17 protein-coding genes and 1 pseudogene are annotated in these 18,057 nt (G+C 65.8%); 16 read left to right on the top strand and 2 right to left on the bottom strand.

The features are described 5' to 3' along the window. The first annotated feature begins 9 nt into the window (after positions 1 to 9). The 15 genes from ACMGF8_RS20860 (at position 10) to ACMGF8_RS20930 (ending at position 15,952) form a co-directional block, all read left to right on the top strand. Positions 10 to 762: a sugar transferase gene (locus ACMGF8_RS20860; RefSeq protein WP_102863545.1), complete on the top strand. Its 753-nt coding sequence runs from the start codon at positions 10 to 12 to the stop codon at positions 760 to 762. 1 nt (position 763) lies between these two features. Then, the gene (locus tag ACMGF8_RS20865; RefSeq protein ID WP_102863544.1) at positions 764 to 1,408 is read left to right on the top strand and encodes a CpsD/CapB family tyrosine-protein kinase; all 645 of its coding nucleotides are present in this window, start codon (positions 764 to 766) and stop codon (positions 1,406 to 1,408) included. Between the two features lie 22 nt (positions 1,409 to 1,430). Beyond that, positions 1,431 to 2,450, top strand: a complete 1,020-nt coding sequence (locus ACMGF8_RS20870; protein WP_102863543.1) for a polysaccharide biosynthesis/export family protein — start codon at positions 1,431 to 1,433, stop codon at positions 2,448 to 2,450. 11 nt (positions 2,451 to 2,461) lie between these two features. Next, a complete protein-coding gene (locus ACMGF8_RS20875) occupies positions 2,462 to 4,054 on the top strand; it encodes a GumC family protein (protein WP_207816436.1) in 1,593 nt (530 codons plus the stop codon). Then, on the top strand, positions 4,039 to 5,166 hold the full coding sequence (locus ACMGF8_RS20880; RefSeq protein ID WP_115580083.1) for a glycosyltransferase family 4 protein: 1,128 nt from the start codon (positions 4,039 to 4,041) through the stop codon (positions 5,164 to 5,166). Before ACMGF8_RS20875 ends, ACMGF8_RS20880 begins: the two co-directional genes overlap by 16 nt. Beyond that, a complete protein-coding gene (locus ACMGF8_RS20885; protein WP_207816435.1) occupies positions 5,163 to 6,524 on the top strand; it encodes an O-antigen ligase family protein in 1,362 nt (453 codons plus the stop codon). Before ACMGF8_RS20880 ends, ACMGF8_RS20885 begins: the two co-directional genes overlap by 4 nt. Before the next feature lie 27 nt (positions 6,525 to 6,551). After that, positions 6,552 to 7,517, top strand: coding sequence for a glycosyltransferase (locus tag ACMGF8_RS20890; RefSeq protein WP_207816434.1), 966 nt, complete (start codon positions 6,552 to 6,554; stop codon positions 7,515 to 7,517). Continuing rightward, positions 7,510 to 8,646, top strand: coding sequence for a glycosyltransferase (locus ACMGF8_RS20895; protein WP_207816433.1), 1,137 nt, complete (start codon positions 7,510 to 7,512; stop codon positions 8,644 to 8,646). Before ACMGF8_RS20890 ends, ACMGF8_RS20895 begins: the two co-directional genes overlap by 8 nt. Before the next feature lies 1 nt (position 8,647). Then, complete coding sequence (locus ACMGF8_RS20900) at positions 8,648 to 9,646, top strand: polysaccharide deacetylase family protein (protein WP_102863537.1); 999 nt, start codon at positions 8,648 to 8,650, stop codon at positions 9,644 to 9,646. Then, the gene (locus ACMGF8_RS20905) at positions 9,643 to 10,950 is read left to right on the top strand and encodes a lipopolysaccharide biosynthesis protein (RefSeq protein ID WP_102863536.1); all 1,308 of its coding nucleotides are present in this window, start codon (positions 9,643 to 9,645) and stop codon (positions 10,948 to 10,950) included. The genes ACMGF8_RS20900 and ACMGF8_RS20905 overlap by 4 nt, the downstream gene beginning before the upstream one ends. Beyond that, positions 10,950 to 12,875, top strand: a complete 1,926-nt coding sequence (locus ACMGF8_RS20910) for a hypothetical protein (protein ID WP_102863535.1) — start codon at positions 10,950 to 10,952, stop codon at positions 12,873 to 12,875. Before ACMGF8_RS20905 ends, ACMGF8_RS20910 begins: the two co-directional genes overlap by 1 nt. Then, entirely contained in the window at positions 12,872 to 13,576 is a 705-nt protein-coding gene (locus ACMGF8_RS20915) for a GNAT family N-acetyltransferase (protein WP_102863534.1), read from the top strand. Before ACMGF8_RS20910 ends, ACMGF8_RS20915 begins: the two co-directional genes overlap by 4 nt. Further along, positions 13,573 to 14,697 (top strand): GNAT family N-acetyltransferase, encoded by a 1,125-nt coding sequence (locus ACMGF8_RS20920; protein ID WP_115580088.1) that lies wholly within the window; start codon positions 13,573 to 13,575, stop codon positions 14,695 to 14,697. Before ACMGF8_RS20915 ends, ACMGF8_RS20920 begins: the two co-directional genes overlap by 4 nt. Then, entirely contained in the window at positions 14,694 to 15,473 is a 780-nt protein-coding gene (locus tag ACMGF8_RS20925; protein WP_207165861.1) for a carbohydrate deacetylase, read from the top strand. The genes ACMGF8_RS20920 and ACMGF8_RS20925 overlap by 4 nt, the downstream gene beginning before the upstream one ends. 215 nt (positions 15,474 to 15,688) lie before the next feature. Next, entirely contained in the window at positions 15,689 to 15,952 is a 264-nt protein-coding gene (locus ACMGF8_RS20930; RefSeq protein WP_102863531.1) for a DUF2790 domain-containing protein, read from the top strand. Positions 15,953 to 16,009: 57 nt separating this feature from the next. Here ACMGF8_RS20930 and ACMGF8_RS20935 read toward each other — a convergent pair whose 3' ends face one another. Further along, on the bottom strand, positions 16,010 to 16,276 hold the full coding sequence (locus ACMGF8_RS20935; RefSeq protein WP_102863530.1) for a DUF1652 domain-containing protein: 267 nt from the start codon (positions 16,274 to 16,276) through the stop codon (positions 16,010 to 16,012). 339 nt (positions 16,277 to 16,615) lie between these two features. Here ACMGF8_RS20935 and ACMGF8_RS20940 point away from each other — a divergent pair, with 339 nt between their 5' ends. Continuing rightward, on the top strand, positions 16,616 to 16,921 hold the full coding sequence (locus ACMGF8_RS20940) for an NIPSNAP family protein (protein ID WP_102863529.1): 306 nt from the start codon (positions 16,616 to 16,618) through the stop codon (positions 16,919 to 16,921). Between the two features lie 107 nt (positions 16,922 to 17,028). Here the strand turns inward: ACMGF8_RS20940 and ilvA are convergent. Further along, a pseudogene (gene ilvA / locus ACMGF8_RS20945) lies at positions 17,029 to 18,051 on the bottom strand (threonine ammonia-lyase, biosynthetic); the annotation flags it as partial. Positions 18,052 to 18,057 lie beyond the last annotated feature (6 nt).

An 18,057-nucleotide genomic window follows, 5' to 3' on the forward strand; every position in this document is an offset into this window, starting at 1 on the left:
CCGGTGGATATGGAAAGACCCTTCTCATTGCCTGCAACCGAGGTGCCGGCGCCTGCTCGCATCGACCGGCGCAACGATCCGTTCCGGCGTAAGGTCCAGGCCGCCATCGAGCTGCAGCAGCATGGCTGGATCAGCGGCCGCGACGGCGGCCGGCCCTGGACCCTGTCACGCAGCAAACGCCTGACCTCGGCGCTGCTGGCGGCGACGCTGCTGGTGCTGCTGTCGCCCGTGCTATTGACGGTCGCGCTGTTGATCAAGCTCACCAGCCCCGGGCCGGTGTTCTTCGTCCAGTTGCGCACCGGTTTTCGTGGCCGGCGCTTCGGCATGTACAAATTCCGCACCATGGTGGTCAACGCCGAAGCCTTGAAGGACTCGGTGCGCCACCTGAACAAGCACGGCCCGGATTCGGTGGACTTCAAGATCGATCGCGACCCGCGGATCACCGGCATCGGCGGTTTCCTGCGGCGCACCAGCCTCGACGAATTGCCGAACCTGATCAACGTGGTGCTCGGCCAGATGCGCATCGTCGGCCCGCGCCCGACCTCGTTCCACGCCCAGACCTACAAGGAACACCACCTCGGGCGCCTGAGCATCTACCCCGGGATCACCGGCCTGTGGCAAGTGTCCGGACGCAGCGACGTGGACTTCGACGGTCGGGTCACCCTCGACATGACCTACATCTTCCAGCAGAGCCCCTGGCTCGACCTGAAGATCCTGATCAAAACCCCTTTCAAGGTCCTCAATGGCCATGGAGCAAGTTGAAATGGCGGCAGCAACCCTAGCCAGTCTGAAGATCCAGCGTCCCAGCGAAAGCAACCTGGCGGTGACCGTGCTCGACCGGGAACTGCGGGTGATCCTGCTGACGGCGGCCAACCGCAACAGCGGCATCACCAGCAGTAGCCTGAGCATGGCCAGCGAACTGGCGCGCACCAGCCGCGGCCGGGTCCTGCTGGTGGACACCAGCCTTTCGGACAACAGCCTGACCCGGCGCCTGGACCTGGGCGAACGCCCCGGCTTTCTCGACCTGGCCCTGGCCGATACCCCGCCGCTCCTGGCGCAGTGCATCGAAAGCAGCGATGAACTGGGCTTCGATTTCCTGCCCCTGGGCCGCCGCCAGCAATACGCCGAGCGCCTGACCCCGGAACTGCTGCAGGAACTGTTGCAGGCCCTGGCCGCGGACTATCGCTTCGTGATCATCGACGGCGACCCGGTGTACAGCAGCGGCGACATCCTCACCCTGAGCACTCAGGTGGACGGCGTGGTGCTGGTGGTACGCAGCGAGGAAACCCGCTGGGAAGTGGCCCAGGCCGCGGCGCAGCGCTTGATCCAGGCCGAGGCGAAGCTGATCGGCAGCGTGTTCAACGCCCGCAAGTACTACATGCCCAAGTGGGTTTATGACCGTCTCTGACCGGCACAAGGACCGTGTAACCATGAACAAGCCAAGACTCTCCCTGCTGGGCCTGTCGTTGCTGGCCGCCCTCGGCGGCTGCGTCAACCGCGAGCCGCAGCAGATGCCGGTGCAGATCCTCAGCGCCCCGGCCGACCAGGCCCAGCTCACCGAGGTCATGCCCATCGAACAGGTGCTGCGCCCGCAGGACGTGCTCGATGTGATCTTCCATATCGGCACCACCAGCCAGCAGCCGTATCGGGTGCAGCCCGGCGATCAGGTGGACGTGAGCTTCCTCACCGCGCCGGAACTGGGGGGCAGCAAGCTGGTACTGCCCGACGGCAGCATCGACATGCCCTACGTGGGCAACATCCAGGTCGCCGGACTGTCCGCCGAACAGGCGCGCCAGGCCCTGGAAGCCCAGTACGCCAAGGTGCTGAAGAAGCCGCAGATCACCTTCTCGATCTCTCACGCCATGGCCCAGCTGGACAACCTGCGCACCAGCCTGACCAACCCGGCCACCGGCCTGAGCCGGGAGATCGTAGTGGGTTCCGATGGCCGCGCCAGCTTTCCGCTGCTGGGCAGCCTGTCCTTGCAGGGCAAGAGCCTCAGTGAGCTGCAGACCCTGATCAACCAGCGCTACGCCAAGGAAGTGGGACAGGTCAGCGTCGACGTGCTGCTCAAGACCACCGCCGCCAACGAAGTGTTCGTAATGGGCGAAGTCGGCCAGCCCGGGGCCTACCCGATCCGCCGGCCGATCTCGGTGCTTGAAGCCCTGACCCTGGCCAAGGGCGCCGGACCCACCGCGCGCCTGGACTCGGTGGTGATCATGCGGCGCAAGGGCAATCAGGTCGAAGCCCGGGTCTATGACGCCGATGCGGCGCTGGACGGCAAGGCCCTGCAGTTCGCCTACCTGCAACCGGACGACATGCTCTACGTGCCCAAGACCCGCCTGGCCAAGGCCGGCGCCCTGAGCAAGCAACTGGCGGACGTGATCATGTTCCAGGGTGTCGGGTTCAGCTTCGGCTACCGCGTCGACAACAAAGAAACGAACAACAACTGAGTTCCCTCTTGATGACCAAGATCGAAAACTACCTGCACGAGTTTCTGCTTGTGTTCTTTGTCAATCGACGCCTGATCAAGCGGGTGTTCCTCGGTTTCGCCCTGATTGCGCTGGTGCTGCCGCTGGTGCTCAAGCAGAGCTTCGAGATCACCGCCGAAGTCATTGTGCAGTCCAAGAAACTGTCGCAGACCGACGCCAACACCGTGCTCACCCCGGACAGCGACAAGTTCATCCCACCGTCCCTGGCGGACATGGAGACCGAGAGCAATATCCTGCGTTCACCAACCCTGATCCGTACCACGATCGAGCAGCTGCGCGGCGAAGGCCAGTTCGGCGGCAGCGAAGGCCTGTTGACCCGGCTGATCTTCAAGCCGATCCGCAATGGCCTGATCGATCCGCTGCGCAACCATGTGATCAACCCGATACGCGGTTTCTTCGGCCTGGCCGTGGACCCGGTGCGTGACACCAGCCTGGATGCCTTCACCGATCAGGCGGTCAAGGACCTGAAGATCGGCACCCTGCCCGGCTCCAACGTGATCTCCATCGTCTACGCCAGCCCCAATGCCGCCGAAGGCACGCGCTTCGTCGAGCGCCTGCTGGCCAACTACCTGAAGAACCGCCAGGACCTGCAATCCAACGAACTGCCCGAAGCCTTCTACGAGCAGAAGAAGGCCCAGTACCAGTCGCGCCTGGATGACCTGGAAGGCAAGCGCCAGGCGCTGCTGGAAGCGGCCCACGCCTCCGACCCCAAGGAGGAGATCACCTTCCGCCTCAATGCCATCAACACCGAGGAACAGTCCCTCAACGGCTACCGCGACCAGGCCCTGGAGAACCAGCGCCGCCTGGACTACCTGCAGAAGAACCTGGCGGCGGCACGCAAGGCCGGCATCACCGACTACACCTTCCCCTTCGCCTTCGCCAACACCGTGGACAACGTTGCCTACGAAGACCGCGAGATCAAGCAACTGGGCGAACAACTGACCAATCTGGTGAGCCAGTACGGCACCACCGCCGACACCTACCGCGCCGACAGCGTACCGATGCAGCAGCAGCGCGAGCAGATCGTGCGGGCCCGGGCGCAGTTCCTCAAAGTGGTGGAAAACCGTGTTCGCGAGCGCAGCAGCGACCTGCAGATCACCCAATCGGTGATCGCGCAGAAAACCGCGCGCATCAACGACTACAAGGCCCGGGTCCGCGACCTGCAGGAAGTGCTGAGCAAGCTGCGCCAACTGGACACTGAAATCGACGCCTTGCACAAAGCCTTCTTCACCTACACCCAGCGCTACGAAGAGAGCCGCGGCGAACGCCTGATCAGTGGCGAGCTGTCCAACGCCCGGGTGCTCAGCCAGCCTTACGAACCCAGCGAAGCGGCCTTTCCCAAGCCTATGCTGATCATTCCCCTGGGCTTGCTCACCGGCCTGCTGCTGGCGATTGCCCTGGGTTATGTCTACGAGTTCTTCGATCACCGCTTCAAGCACCCGGCCCAGGTCAGCGATCACCTCGGCCTGCCGGTACTGATGGTGCTCAACGCGGTTGAAGAGCAACAGGTCAATCCCTATCCACGCTGGACCTGGCGCTGGGCCTGGTATTGGGCCAAACAGTGAACGACCTGAGCCTGGCTGCACAGCCTATCGTGCACCTGATCCACAGCGGCGGCTTCTATGGCGCCGAACGCATGCTGCTGGATCATTGCCGGATCACTCCGGGACAGCATCGGGTGGTGTTCATCAATGCCCCGCAGAGCTTGCTGCAGCGGTTCAGCGAGGCCGGTGTGGCCAGCCATAACTGCCACTGTCTGAAGGCGCTGCTGGCGCATCTGCGGCAGCAGCCCGGCCTGCTCAACGCCCACAACTTCAAGGCCCAGGTGTTCGCCTGGGTCTGTGCCCGGCGCCTGCAACTGCCCCTGGTGTTGACCCAGCACGGCTTCACGCCGCGCAGCCTGAAACAGAAGCTCTACACCTGGATCAGCCTGCGCCTGTGCCGCAGCCCTCAGGTGCGCCGGGTGGCCTGTGTGGCCCAAAGCATTGCCCAGTTGCACCGCCAGGCCGGCGTGGCCGAGGGCAAGCTGCGGGTCATTCCCAACGGCCTGCCCGAGCCCAAGCGGGTGCTGCCGGTGAACCAGGATGGGCCGCCGCTGCGGGAGGCCGAAATACGCCGCGACGAGATGGAGCCGATGGTGGGCTTCGTCGGACGCCTGAGCGCGGAAAAGGGCCCGGACCTGTTTCTCGACGCACTGATCAGCCTGTGCCGGCAGCGCCCCACGCTTAAGGCGGTGTTGCTCGGTGACGGCGAACAGAACCAGGCCCTGCGCCAGCGCATCGACGCCGCCGGGCTGTCGCTGCGCATTCTGTTGCCCGGTTACCAGCAGGACATGCAGCCCTGGCTCAAGCGCCTGAATGTGCTGGTGCTCAGTTCGCGCACCGAAGGTACGCCGATGATCCTGCTGGAAGCTATGCAAGCCGGCACCCCGGTGGTGGCCTTTGCCGTGGGCGGCATTCCCGATGTCCTGCAACACCGGCAGAACGGCTTGCTGGCCAAGCCCCTGGACAGCGTCGATCTGGAGCGGCGCATCGGCCAATTGCTGGATGACCCGGCCCTGGCCGAGGAACTGGCCCAGGCCGCCCGCGTCACCCAGCGCAAGCACTATCACCTGCCCACCCTGGCCCGCAGCTGGGATGAGCTGTATCGCCTGGCCAGGGAGAGCACCCCGGTATGATCGCCGCCCCGTTTCTCGGCCTCCTCTTGGGCCTGGCCAGCCTGCTGCTGCTCGCCAGCCCCTGGCCGTTTCTGGCGCCGCTGGTGGTGGTCGGGCTGGTGGGCCTGGCCCTGCTCTACCGCCGCCCGGGTTGGGGCCTGCTGGGCATCTGCGCCCTGGTGCCCTTCGAGGGCCTGTTCAAGGACAGCGCGTTCTCCGGGGCCAAGCTGCTGGGGGCCTCGCTGATCCTGATCATGCTGTTCAAGCTGCTGTTGCGGCACATCCCCGATACCCGCCTGCGTAGCAACCTGTGGCGGGCCCTGGGGCCGTTCCTGCTGTGCCTGCTGCTGAGCCTGATGTACAGCGAAAACCTGCTGGTGTCCCTGGACAGCCTGCGGGAGCTGGCCGTGGGCCTGGTGCTGTTCTTCGTCACCTTGCTGATCGCCCGGGAAACCCACCTGCTGATGCTCTGTCGCCTGCTGGCGGTCAGCGTGGCCATCACCTGTGTGATCGCGCTGATCTCCGCCAAGTACCAGGTCGGCGGCCGGGCCATCGGCCTGCTGCAGGACGCCAACTACTTCGCCCTGCTGATCGCCATGGCGGTGCCGCCGGCGATCCTCCTCGCCCTGCGCTCGTCCCACTGGCCGGGGCGACTGTTCTGGGTCGGCATCAGCCTGACCCTGATGGCCGGGATGACCAAGACCGACTCGCGCTCCGGCCTGTTGGTGGTGCTGTTCACCATCGCCATTGGCCTGTGGCACTACCGCGACCGGCTCAAGGGCCTGCGGCCCAAGCACCTGGGGTTCGCCATGTTCGCCGTGGCGATCGTCGTACCCCTGGGCATCGCCGTGCTGCCAGCCGAATACGTGGCGCGAATTCAGTCCCTGAGCATGCTCAAGTCCGGCGCGCATTCGGCGGACACCTCCCTGGGCCGACGGACTTCCTACCTGGTGGTGGGCGGCCAGATGATCCGCGAGAACCCGCTGCTGGGCTCGGGCCTGGGCACCTTCCCGATTCATTACGCGCAGACCGGCTTCGCCAGCAGCTTCTCGGAAAACATGAACGAGCCCGACCTGTTCCGCCGGGCCCACAACACCTACCTGGAACTGTTCAGCGAACTGGGCATTCCCGGCGGTTTGAGCTTCGTGGTGCTGATGCTCATGGGCCTGCGCAACTTCGAGCGGGCGCGCCAGGGCTTCCTCGCCCGCGGCCAGCGTGAACAGGCGGACATCGCCACCCACCTGGGCCTGAGCCTGTTGGCCATGGCGCTGTTCCTGCTGTTTCTCAGCGCGCCGAACCACAAGTACCTGTGGATCTTCCTGGCCCTGTCCAGCGTGCTGCGGCTCGAAGCCGAAGAAGATCCGGCGCCCACCTCATAAATGCAAACCTGGCCAAGGGAGGCAAAGATGCAAAGGATCAGCGTGATCGTGCCCATGTACAACGAGGCACGTCACATCACCCGGACCCTGGACAGCGTGATCCTCGCCGCCCGGGTCGCAGCCATCGACTACGAGTTGATCGTGGTGGACAACGGCTCCACCGACCAGGGGCCGCAACGGGCCCGTGAGCTGGGGGCGCGGGTGCTGCTGTGCCCGGGCCTGGGCATCGGCGCCTTGCGCAATCGCGGCGCCGCCGTGGCCACTGGCGATTGCCTGGCGTTTCTCGACGCCGACATCGAGGTGCCCGGCAACTGGCTGCAACTCTGGCAGCAGGCCCTGGCGGACAACCGCGCCGAGGTCTTTGCCCTGGACTGCGCCGCCCCGGACTGCGCGCCCTGGTTCGCCCGGGCCTGGCAGCGCCGCAGCCTGGCTGGCAGTCAGCCGGCGCGCCTGCTGCATTGGATGCCGACCCCCAACCTGTGCCTGAAGCGGGTCTGGTTCGAGCGGGTCGGCGGCTTCGACGAACACTTGCGCACCGGCGAAGACAAGGACTTTGGTCTGCGGCTGCACGCGGCCGGCGCCCGCCAGTTGAGCCTGTCTGAGCCCCAGGTGCTGCATTGGGGCTTTGAAGGCAGTTGGGGCGAATGGGCCGGCAAGGAGCGCTGGCGCCAGGGCAGCCACCTGCAGTTGCTCCAGGGGGGCGGCCTCAACCTGCGTCTGTTGCGCTTTCCCCTGCTGTGCCTGAGCTGTGCCTTGCTGAGCCTGCTGGCGCTGTTCGGCCTGCTGCTGGGCCAGCCGGGCGCCGCCGCGCTATGCCTGCTGCTGGGTTCCCTGGCGCCTCTGGTCCTGGCCCTGCGCCAGGGGCTGCGCCAACGCGATCTGCTGTTTGTCCTGCAACTCTGGCTGCTGCATTGGGTGCGCCTGCACCTGGGCGCCGTGGCCCTGGTGCAGGGTCTGTTCAACCGTTCTGTCGTGAGACCTGACCGTGGCTAACACTATTTTCTGGCTGTGCCTGTTACTGCCCTTCTATGCCTGGATCGGTTATCCGCTGCTACTGGCCCTACTCAGCCTGTTCGTGCGGCCGCGCCCGCTGCAGACGGGTGAGCCGCTGTCGGTCAGCGTGATCATCGCCGCCCACAACGAAGGCCCGCACATCGAGCACAAGCTGCGCACCTTGCTGCAGCAGGACTACCCGGCCACGGACCTGCAGATCATCCTCGCCAGCGACGGTTCCAGCGACGATACCGTGGCCACCGCCCTGGCGGTGCGCGACTCGCGGGTGCTGGTCCTGGACCTGCCCCGGGTGGGCAAGGCCGGGGCCCTGAACGCCGCAGTGGAACTGGCGCGCAACGACATCCTGGTGTTCACCGACGCCGACAACCAATGGTCCGGCGACACCCTGGGCAAGCTCCTGGCGCCCCTGGCCGACCCACAGGTTGGCGCCTGCGGTGGGCACATGATCATCCCCGACCCGGGGCACAACCTGAGCCTGGGCGACAGCCTGTACCGGCACTACGAAGCCTGGTTGCGCCAGGCCGAGAACCGCACCGGCTGCATGGTGTCCGCCGACGGCGCGCTGCTGGCCTTGCGCCGCGAGCTGTTCCAGCGCATTCCCGCCGAGGTCAACGATGACTTCTTCATCAGCACCTGCGCCCCGGTGGCCGGCAAGCGCATCGTCTATGTGGAGGAGGCCCAGGTCCTGGACCAGGGCGTGGACGAAGCCGGCAAGCAATATCGCCGGCGCCTGCGGGTCACGGTCGGCGGCCTGCAGAGCCTGGCTCAGCGCCGCGAACTGATGAACCCCTTGCGCCACGGTGCCTACGCCATTGCCCTGATCAGCCACAAGCTGATCCGCCGCCTGGCCCCGGTGCTGTTGCTGCCATTGCTGTTGAGCAATCTGTGGCTGTGGAACGCCGGCGCCTTCTACAGCCTGGGCCTGGCGGCCCAACTGCTGGGTTACGCGGCCGGCGTGATGGGGCTGCTGGACAGTCGCGGGCGCCTGCCCAAGGTATTTCGTCTCGCCGGCTTCGTGCTGGTGACCCTGGCCGGCATGAGCATGGGCCTCTGGCAGTTTCTCCGCGGGCGGCGCTACGCCCTGTGGAACCCACAACAGAATCGCTGACATGGCCATCAAACAATCCTTCAAGCGTCTGCTGGGCAGCGCCTATCTGCACAGCTTCGGCCGTATCCGCCTGAGCGACGCCGGCGCGGTGCTGATGCTGCACCGGGTAGTGGCCGATTCCGCGCAAGCCAGCCTGCCCCATCGGGCGCCGCTGTGCGTCGGTCAGGGGCATTTCGAACACTTGCTGCGCTGGCTGCGTCGGCACTTCGACTGTGTGCCCCTGCAGCACCTGCTGGAGTTGCCTGCGGGCGACCGGCCCCGGGTGGCCCTGACCTTCGATGATGGCTGGCGGGACAATGCCGAGGTCGCCTATCCCCTGCTGGAGCGCTACGAGATGCCGGCGAGCATCTTCCTGTCCACGGACTTCATCGGCAAGCGCCAGGGTTTCTGGTGGGAGTCCATTGGTGAAACCCTGTGGCAACAGGCCGACAGCGCCGCCGCTCAACCGCTGTTGACACAGTTGCGGGCCCTGGCACTGGCACCACCACCGGAGCTATTGCAACCCGGCGCCAGCCGCGCTCGCAGCAGCATCCTCGGGGGCTATCTGCAACAGCTCAAAGGCCTGCCGCCCCAGACCCTGCAAGCCCTGGCCGACAGTTGCCCCGACGACAGCGCGCCCCACAGCCTGGACTGGGCCCAGGTCCAGCGCCTGGAACGCTCGGCACTGGTGCGCTTTGGTCCCCATGGTGCCAGCCACGGCATTCTCACCCGGCTTGACGGCGCCGCGATGCGGGCCGATCTGCAGCGCTCCCACCACGCCTTGCAGGAGCACTGTCAGGCGCCGCTGGGGGTCTATTGCTACCCCAATGGCGATCACAATCCCGAGGTGCGCGCAGCGGTGGCCGAACTGGGTTATCGCTATGCCCTGGGCACCCGCCCGGGGCTGATCGAGGCCGATGGCAATCCGCTGCTGGCCCTGCCCCGCATCGATGTCAGCCACGCCAGCGCCGGACGCCCCGGGCTGCTGGCCTGGCGCCTGCTCCAGGGAGCCCGGGCATGAAGCGCGGCGGCTACCTCTGGCACCTGGCCCTGAGCATGGGCACCCGACTGGCGATGATCGGCCTGCGGCTGCTGCGCAACGTGTTGCTGGCGCGCCTGCTGGGCCCGGCGGATCGCGGCCTGTTCGCCCTGCTCAGCACCCTGCCGGACCTGATCGCGGCCCTGACCAGCGGCGGCCTCAATACCGCCGTCGGCTATGAAGCCGCCCGCCAACGCCCCATGGGACTGTTGCTGACTCAGGTGCTGGTCTACGGCTGCCTGCTGGCCAGCCTGCTGACTCTGGCCGGGCTGGCCCTGATGAACACTTGGGGCAGCCACTGGGAACTGAGCCTGCAACTGGGCGACCTGGCCTGGCTGTTGCTGCTGGCGGTGCCGATCACCGTGCTCAAGAGCGGTCTGTTGACCCTGCACAACGCGGACGGCCGGGTCGAGGCCTTCAATGCCCTGCGCCTGCTGGAATCCCTGGTGCCGCTGCTGCTGTTCGTCGGGCTGTGGTGGGTCTGGCGCGACCAGCCGCTGTCGGCGGCCCTGGTCAGTTGGCTGGGCGGCACCGTGCTGGTGGTGGTGGTCGGCTGGTGCTGGCTGCGCCGCTGGCATGACCTGCGCTTGCGCTGGCAGGCCGGTGAGCAGGGCAAGCTGCTGCGCTACAGCGCCCAGAGCCACCCGGGGGTGTTGTCGCAACAGTTGATGCTGCGCTCGGACTACCTGTTCATCGGCGCCCTGCTGGACCCCGTCGCCCTGGGCTGGTACGCCATGGCCAGCGCCGCCGCCGAACTGCTGCTGATCATTCCCGAGGCGGTGACCACGCCGCTGATGAAACGCCTGCTGCAGCAAGGTTCCGGTATCGAAGAACTGACGGCCCTGGCCCTGCGCCTGACGGCCACGGTGATGCTTGGCGCCTGCCTGGGCATGGCGCTGATCGGCCAGTGGCTGATCGTCACCCTGTTCGGCGCCGCCTACGCCCCAGCCTACGACGCGCTGCTGGCCCTGCTGCCGGGGCTGTTCGGCCTGTGCTACGCCAGCATCCTGCGCCTGGACCTGCTGGGCAAACAGCGCCCCGGCAGCCTGTCGCTGCTGCTGGCCGGGGGCGCGCTGCTGAACCTGATCCTCAACGCGGTATTGATTGCGCCACTGGGCATCGTCGGCGCCGGCCTGGCCTCGTCGATGGCCTACCTGGCGGTGAGCCTGGTGATGCTCGGCCTGTACTGCCACCTCAGCGGCGTGGCCTGGTACCGCACCCTGATCCTGCTACCTGGAGACATTGTCTACGTGCGCCATCTACTGCGCCCTAAGGAAACGGCCTGATGAAACCCTGTTCCCTGCTCGCCCTGATGCTGATCGCGGCGGCCTCATCCCTGCACGCGGAGCCCATGCAATGGGGGGATATCCGCGACGGCAGCCTGTATCTGCAAGCCGACCGCGCCGACACCCTGCAACTGCGCTGGAGCCCGGCCTGGCAAAGCGACGCCAACCAGGAACAGCTGTACCTGCTGCAACCGGACGGCCAGTTGCTGCAACAGCTGGACATCCGCGCCGACCAACCTTACGGCCAGCGAGAGATCCAGCTGCCCGCCGCCCGCGGCGACTATCGCCTGCAAGTGCCGGGCTACAGCTTTCGCAACTTCAAGGTCGGCCACGACCGTTCGACCCTGGCCCAGTTCGAGCCGGCCAAGGTGCATTTCAGTGCCGATGTGCCCAGCGGCGTCGAGCTGTACTTTCGCGTGGCCGCTGGCGAGCAGGCGCTGCTGGCGGGCAAGTACTACGGCGGGGTCAGCGTGCTTCAGGCCACGCGCCTGAGCGACGGCCAGCAGGTCCGCCTGCCGTTGGTGGAGCACCCGCAATATGGGCAATTCGACCAGAGCGCCTTGCCGGTGGCCCAGCAGGACGAAGTCTGGCGCCTGTCCCTGGGCGGCTCCGGCAAGGTGGCGTTCTGGCTCGACGGCACTGCCAACCTGTTCGCCCAGGACCTGCGTCAGCTGCACCCGCTGCAATGGACCCCGGCGCGGGTCGAGCTGCGCCTCAAACCCCAGGTGCGCGGTCCCAGCCCGCACCTGGGGATCGCCCTGCCCTATGCCGAGCCGCCGTCGTCGACCTTCGAACTGCTGCGCGCCCTGGGCCCGCAGGCTGCCAACTTCTACAGCTTCGTCGATGTGATCCAGCAAGAACCCCAGCGGGAAATCACCTTTCGCCGGCTGTACCGCGAAGACTTCAAGATCGAGCGCGACATCACCTTGCTGGCCGGCACCGGCCGCCGGGCCGTGCTGGACGCCGACAGCGCCACCCTGGCCGGGCTCGACGCCTGGCTGGCGGACAGCGTGCGCCTGGGCAACCAGGGCCTGCATTACCTGGCCTTTGCCGACGAACCCAACCTCAACTTCCCCAGCTACGCAGCGTTTGCCGCCTATTTTGCGCAGATGCTGGAACACACCAAGGCCAACTCCGACGCCCGCGCCGCCGGAGTGCGCATTGCCATGCCGGTGAGTTCACGACTGCTGGACGGTCCCTTTCGCATTGGCGCCGGGCAACGCCGGGGCATCGACTGGGCCCGGCAATTGCTGGCCGAACACGGTGCCGACATCGATGCCCTGGCCTGGCACGAATGGATGGTCCGCGACCTGCTGGCCACCCGTCGCTATCGCACCAGCGTGCGCGCCGCCGCCGATCTGGTGGGGCTCGATGAGCAGGGCCGGCCACGCAAGGCGCTGTTGCTGAGCCAGACCAACATCTCCAGTGGCCCGGACCTGAGCCCTTATCAGCAGGACACCCACTACGCCGCCCTGTGGTGGACCTCGGTGGTGATCAACGCCTCCCAGGACGGCCTGCTCGACATGCTCAACTGGTTCCAGGCCGCCGACGAACCCGACTACCCCAAGGGCATGCTGTCGCAGCAGGATGCACAGCGCTTCAGCCTGAAGCCGGTGGCCGTGGCCCAGCAGTTCATCCGGCAGCATTGGCTGGGCCAGGTCCAGGCCCTGGACAACCCCTCCTTTGAGGTGGATGCCCTGGCCCTGCGCGACGGTCAGCGCCACAGCCTGCTGGGGGTGGCCAAGACGCCGCGCACGCAAAACGTCGAACTGGGCGACGCCACCATCTGCCAAGCGAGCCCCACCCTCGAACTGCTGGGCGCCGATGGCCGCAGCCGTCACACCGAGCTGCACTGCAGCGATGGCCGGGCCAGCTTCCAAGTGCCCGGTGAAACCCTGTTTGCCTTGACCTGGACAACCCTATGAGTCGCTTGACCGGCCTGTTGGCCAAAATCCGCCGCAAGGGCCTGCGGGGCAGCCTGCGGGTTTTTTCTGAACGCTTCTTCTATTACCACTGGGAGCTGCTGACTCTGGAGCGCTCCCTGGCCTTGCCGGTGCCCTGCCCCATCAACCCCAGCCGCTGGCCCCAGGTGCCCATTACCCGGGAGTTGCTGCCGGCCTTCGACAAGTACTTCAAGGCCCAGTTGCCGGCCATTCGCGGCCTGCTGGACAAGGGCAACCGGGGCAGCGCGCACCTGGACCCGGACGGCAACGTGATGATGATGGTCTGGGTCAGCGAGCGCGATTACTACGACGATCAGCTGTACCGCTGCTGGATGCGCATGCCGCCGGGCTGCCTGTATCAGTTCGCCGGTGAATGCGCGCCGCCGTTTCGCGGCTCGGGGGTGGTGATCCTGGCGCAGAAGATGCTCTGGGACGAGTACCGCGAGCGAGGCTTCAAAGCCACCCGGGCCCTGGTCAATGTGCGCAACGAGCCGGCGCTGAAGATGCACATGCGCCTGGGTTTCCAGGAAGTCGGCGAATCCCTGCACGTCTACTGCCTGCTGCGCTGCCTGCATTTCCACCGGCGTCGCCCTTATCACCAGACGCGCCTGCATCACCTGCGCCGGGGTCGCCTGGCCGAGTCACCGGCCCCAGCCACTGAAATAGACAAGGAGCGAACGTGAACCTGCGTTGGCAATGGTGCACCAGCCTGAGTGCCCAGGATTTCCCCGTAAAGGCCTATGAACAGCTGCGACAAACCGTCGAGCAGGCCACGCCGTTCAATCGTTTGAGCTGGTTGCGAGGCGCCGAACAGGCACTGCAGGATCAGCAGCTGCAGATTCTGCTGGGCTGGCAGGACCAGCGCCTGCTGCTGTGCCTGCCGCTGATCCGCGGCCGCGAATCCAGGGCCGGGCTGACCCTGCAGGTGGTCCGCCACCTGGGCCATCCCTTGAGCGACCGCCTGGCGCTGCTGGTGGCCGCTCCAGCACAAGACGCCATGCCCGCGGCCCTGCGGGAAATCCGCCGGCAACTGCCCCATGACCTGCTGCAATTCCATGAACTGGTGGATGCCGCCCCCCTGCTGGCGCCCTGGCGCCGGGCAAGCGGGTACAGCGAACAGTCCCTGAGCTGCCGCGCGCCAGAACACCTGATCGTCCCCAGCGACCAGGAGGAAGCCAGCGGCACCCTGCGTTACGAGCTGCGCCGGGCCAAAAAGCGCTGTGCGGAGATTGACGCCCGGGTGATCCGCGTGACGCCCCAGGCCGACGGTATCGATGCAGTACTGGAGATGCTCCGCGAGGTGGAACAGGCCAGCTGGAAAGGCGCCGACGGCCTGGGGATCTTCTCCGGAGCACAGCGCCAACAGTGGATGCACACGGCGTTGCATGGCCTGGCGGCCGAGGGTTGCGTGCGGGTGGTGATGCTGGAACACCAGGGCCGCTGCATCAGCTATCGCCTGGGCCTGCTGGAGCGCGGTCGCCTGTATGACTACAACATCGCCTTCCTCGCCGACTACGCCAACCTGGGCAGTGGCCGCCTGCTGCTGGACGAATGGATTCGCTGGGGCCTGGAGGAAGGCTGGCAGTGGGTGGACGCCTCCCGGGTCAGCCTCAGCCGCTCCAGCCATCAGTTGCATGAACGCATGAGCGGCCTGGTGGAGCACCAGCGCTGGAGCTTCTACTCCTGGCGTCCCCGGGGCCTGCTGGCCGGTGTCGCCGAGCGCCTCTGGCAACAGCTCAAACCTCATCTCAAGGCCTGGCGCGAGCGCCGCCAGACCACCACCGCACAAGGGGCTCGCCCATGAAACACACCCTGACCGTCACCCGAGCGCAGCGGGTCATCGTCAACGCCGACGACTTCGGCCTCGACCCGGACTACAACCAACTGACCCTGCGTGCCTTCCAGCGCGGGGTGATCAGCTCCGCCACCCTGATGGCCAACATGCCGGCCTTCGAGGATGCCTGTCGCCTCAGCCACGAGCACGCCCTGCTGGGACGCATAGGCCTGCATTTCAACCTGACCTACGGCGCGCCCCTGAGCCAGGGCATCCGCAGCCAGGCTCTGTTCTGCAATGCCCAGGGGCAGTTCGACCTGAACCTGTCGCGCTCCGTCCTGCGCCTGCCGCCGGCAGCTGCCGAGGCCGTGTGGCAGGAACTGGCGGCGCAATGGCAGCGCTGTGTCGACCAGGGGCTGCGACCCAGTCATATCGACTCCCACCAGCACGTGCACAATCTGTGGCCGGTGGCGACCATCGTTGCCCGCTTCGCCGCCCGCCAAGGGGTGCCGGTGCGCCTGGCGCGCAATGTCGGCGGCAATATCGGCCCCCTCAAGCGCCTGTTCAAAAGTGCGTTGAACCGGCGTATTGGCTGGCTTGCGGGACGCTGGGTGAACACGGTGTGTACGCCGAAGGATCTGCTGGACGGCTTCATCCCCGCGGGGGTGGTCGAAGTGGTAGCCCACCCGACGCAGTTGGCCGACGGCGATTTTGGCGACGATTACCTGCCCCCGGAACAATCCCTGGAGCAACTGTTGAACCGCGCCTTGCCCAGTCATCAGCGGATTGCCTACAGCGAACTGTGAAACCGGACCGGGCGTGACCCGGGAGCAGTCGCTCGCTGGATCGTATATGGGACGGGAACTAAATATTTCAAAATCTATCAATTACCTCTTAATGATAGATTAATCCTAAATCAGCACTCTGTTCCGGAGCGCACTGGCCCGCAACGCTTTTAGGGCTTCGTGCAGCGGGTTCAGTCCCCAGACTGAACCGTCATTGCCTGTAATGGAGAACCAGTATGAACACACCCAAGCGCTTTGCCCTGGCCGCCCTGGCCCTGTGCGGATTCAGCGGCCTGGCCCAGGCCTCGGATGTCAATGTCGAGGTGGTGCCCTATGAGTACGGCATGCGCCTGGACGTCGCCAAGGTCATCTCCATGACCGAGCCGCCGACCAGCCGCTGTGAGGTCGTGACCGCCAATATGCGCTACATCAACAAGGCTGGAGAACTGGCGGAAATCTCCTACCAGAAGCACGCCCACGCCTGCATGTACGAAAACTGATGCGCCGTGCCCTGGCCAGAGCGGCACGCGCTGGTGAGCGTTGTCAGGGGACCGCGCTCAATGGGCCCTGCGCTTGAGGCCAGACAGCCCGCCCGGGGCATTGGCCAGGTCGTAGCGCAATTCGGCGATCAGTTCGTTGATTTCCCGGCAGCCATTGAGCTGCGCAGCGTCGATACCGCTGACCACCAGCTCGACCCGGTCGGTTTCATGGTCGCCATAGACCTTGACCGTCATCGACAGGTCCGGGCTCAGGGTGCATTGGCAGCGTTTGGGCAGAAAGCTGCTCTCAATGATGTTGCGCAGTTCCAGGGCAGATAAAAACATGCTGACGCTCTCCTTTTATTCAACACGACCAATGATTGGGCGAATGCCTGCTGGCCGCGACGTCCATGTTCGCTAGCGATTCTGGCTCAGGTCCGTTTTGTCCTGACAGACGAAGCCAGAGTACAGAGTAAGCGGCTTTGGCGATCTTGCTAAATTCGATTTCGCTCTCAGTACCAGGGGTTTTGACTTTAACGCCGGGAATGGCAGGCGGTTGCGCTGTTGGTTTGCCGCCCCGCAGAATGCCCGGGTCGTTGTGCCAGCCTTGCTCAACAGCGTGGCCCGCTCGAAGAGTCACACCTGATACAACGCTGATCCTTGCCCTCGCCCGGAGTTCCCTCCTTGATTACCTGCCATGTCAAATACGTGATCGATCCCTACCAACTGGCCGAGTTCGAAGCCTATTCCAAAGCCTGGATCGCTGTGGTCAGGCGTTTGGGCGGCACCCATCATGGCTATTTCCTGCCCTCGGAAGGGGCCAGTAACATTGCCTATTGCCTGTTCAGCTTCCCGTCCCTGGCCGATTACGAAGCCTACCGCCAGAGCGCTCTGAGCGATCCGGACAGCGTGGCCCTGGTGGCGTCGGTGATGAAGAAAAAATTCATCCTCAGTTACGAGCGCAGCTTCCTGCGCCCGCTGCTCTCCTGAGAACCAGCCGGGCGGCGTTCCGCTTGCCGGCGAAGAGGCCTTAAAGGCGGATGTCGCCCTGGCCGGCATCTTCGTTGGCAAGCTCGCGCCTACATCGGGAGGCTGCTCAAGGCGGCGCGTTCGACGACGTGGCGCAGGCTGTCGAAATTGATGTTGGCGCCGGAGTCGATGGCCACCAGGGTCTGGCCGCTGCTGCCGCTGCGGGCTACGTATTCCTTGATCCCGGCCACCGCCAGGGCGCCCGACGGCTCGGTGATGGAGCGGGTGTCGTCGTAGATGTCCTTGATTGCGGCGCACAACTGGTCGTTGCTGACGCTGATCACCTGATCCACATGATGGCGGCAGATCTGGAAGCCATGCTCGCCGATCTGCGCCACTGCAACGCCGTCGGCAAAGGTCCCGACCCGGGGCAATACCACCCGTTCCCCCGCGGCGAGCGCCTGTTGCAGGCAATTGGAATGCTCGGATTCGACACCCACGATACGGATCTCCGGCCGCAGGTATTTGACGTAGGCGGCGATCCCGGCGATCAACCCACCACCGCCCACCGGGACGAAGATCGCGTCCAGCGCCCCCTGTTGCTGGCGCAGGATCTCCATGGCCACGGTGCCTTGGCCGGCAATCACATGGGGGTCATCGAAAGGCGAAACAAAGGTGCCCCCAGTGCGCTGGGCCAGGCTCAGGGCGTGGGCCAGGGCAGAGGGAAAGCTTTCGCCATGCAGGATCGCCTCGGCGCCACGACTGCTGACGCCCAATACCTTGAGCTCAGGAGTGCTGTCGGGCATGACGATGCTGGCCTTGATCCCCAACTCCCGCGCGGCCAGGGCCACCCCCTGGGCATGATTGCCGGCGGACGCGGTGACCACCCCGCGCTGCCGTTGCTCGGCGGTGAGCTGGGCCAGACGGTTATAGGCGCCGCGGATCTTGAAGGAAAAGGTCGGCTGCAGGTCTTCGCGCTTGAGCAGGATCTGGTTGCCCAGCCGCTGCGACAAGGCGGGCGCCGCCTGCAGCGGCGTGCAGATCGCCAGGTCGTAGACCGGCGCGGCGAGGATCATCTTCACATAGCGTTCCAGCAGGGCCATGTCGGCGCTGGGCTGGGGCGTGCTGGCAAGACGGCTGGGGCAATGCATGATGGA

The organism is Pseudomonas sp. BNK-7, from assembly GCF_048072025.1.
Lineage (GTDB): Bacteria > Pseudomonadota > Gammaproteobacteria > Pseudomonadales > Pseudomonadaceae > Aquipseudomonas > Aquipseudomonas danubii.

Excerpts from the sequence above, each read along its gene's own strand:
- ACMGF8_RS20860 (WP_102863545.1), top strand. The coding sequence starts at position 10 with ATGGAAAGACCCTTCTCATTGCCTGCAACCGAGGTGCCGGCGCCTGCT.
- ACMGF8_RS20865 (WP_102863544.1), top strand. The coding sequence starts at position 764 with ATGGCGGCAGCAACCCTAGCCAGTCTGAAGATCCAGCGTCCCAGCGAA.
- ACMGF8_RS20870 (WP_102863543.1), top strand. The coding sequence starts at position 1,431 with ATGAACAAGCCAAGACTCTCCCTGCTGGGCCTGTCGTTGCTGGCCGCC.
- ACMGF8_RS20875 (WP_207816436.1), top strand. The coding sequence starts at position 2,462 with ATGACCAAGATCGAAAACTACCTGCACGAGTTTCTGCTTGTGTTCTTT.
- ACMGF8_RS20885 (WP_207816435.1), top strand. The coding sequence starts at position 5,163 with ATGATCGCCGCCCCGTTTCTCGGCCTCCTCTTGGGCCTGGCCAGCCTG.
- ACMGF8_RS20890 (WP_207816434.1), top strand. The coding sequence starts at position 6,552 with ATGCAAAGGATCAGCGTGATCGTGCCCATGTACAACGAGGCACGTCAC.
- ACMGF8_RS20900 (WP_102863537.1), top strand. The coding sequence starts at position 8,648 with ATGGCCATCAAACAATCCTTCAAGCGTCTGCTGGGCAGCGCCTATCTG.
- ACMGF8_RS20905 (WP_102863536.1), top strand. The coding sequence starts at position 9,643 with ATGAAGCGCGGCGGCTACCTCTGGCACCTGGCCCTGAGCATGGGCACC.
- ACMGF8_RS20910 (WP_102863535.1), top strand. The coding sequence starts at position 10,950 with ATGAAACCCTGTTCCCTGCTCGCCCTGATGCTGATCGCGGCGGCCTCA.
- ACMGF8_RS20915 (WP_102863534.1), top strand. The coding sequence starts at position 12,872 with ATGAGTCGCTTGACCGGCCTGTTGGCCAAAATCCGCCGCAAGGGCCTG.
- ACMGF8_RS20925 (WP_207165861.1), top strand. The coding sequence starts at position 14,694 with ATGAAACACACCCTGACCGTCACCCGAGCGCAGCGGGTCATCGTCAAC.
- ACMGF8_RS20930 (WP_102863531.1), top strand. The coding sequence starts at position 15,689 with ATGAACACACCCAAGCGCTTTGCCCTGGCCGCCCTGGCCCTGTGCGGA.
- ACMGF8_RS20935 (WP_102863530.1), bottom strand. The coding sequence starts at position 16,276 with ATGTTTTTATCTGCCCTGGAACTGCGCAACATCATTGAGAGCAGCTTT.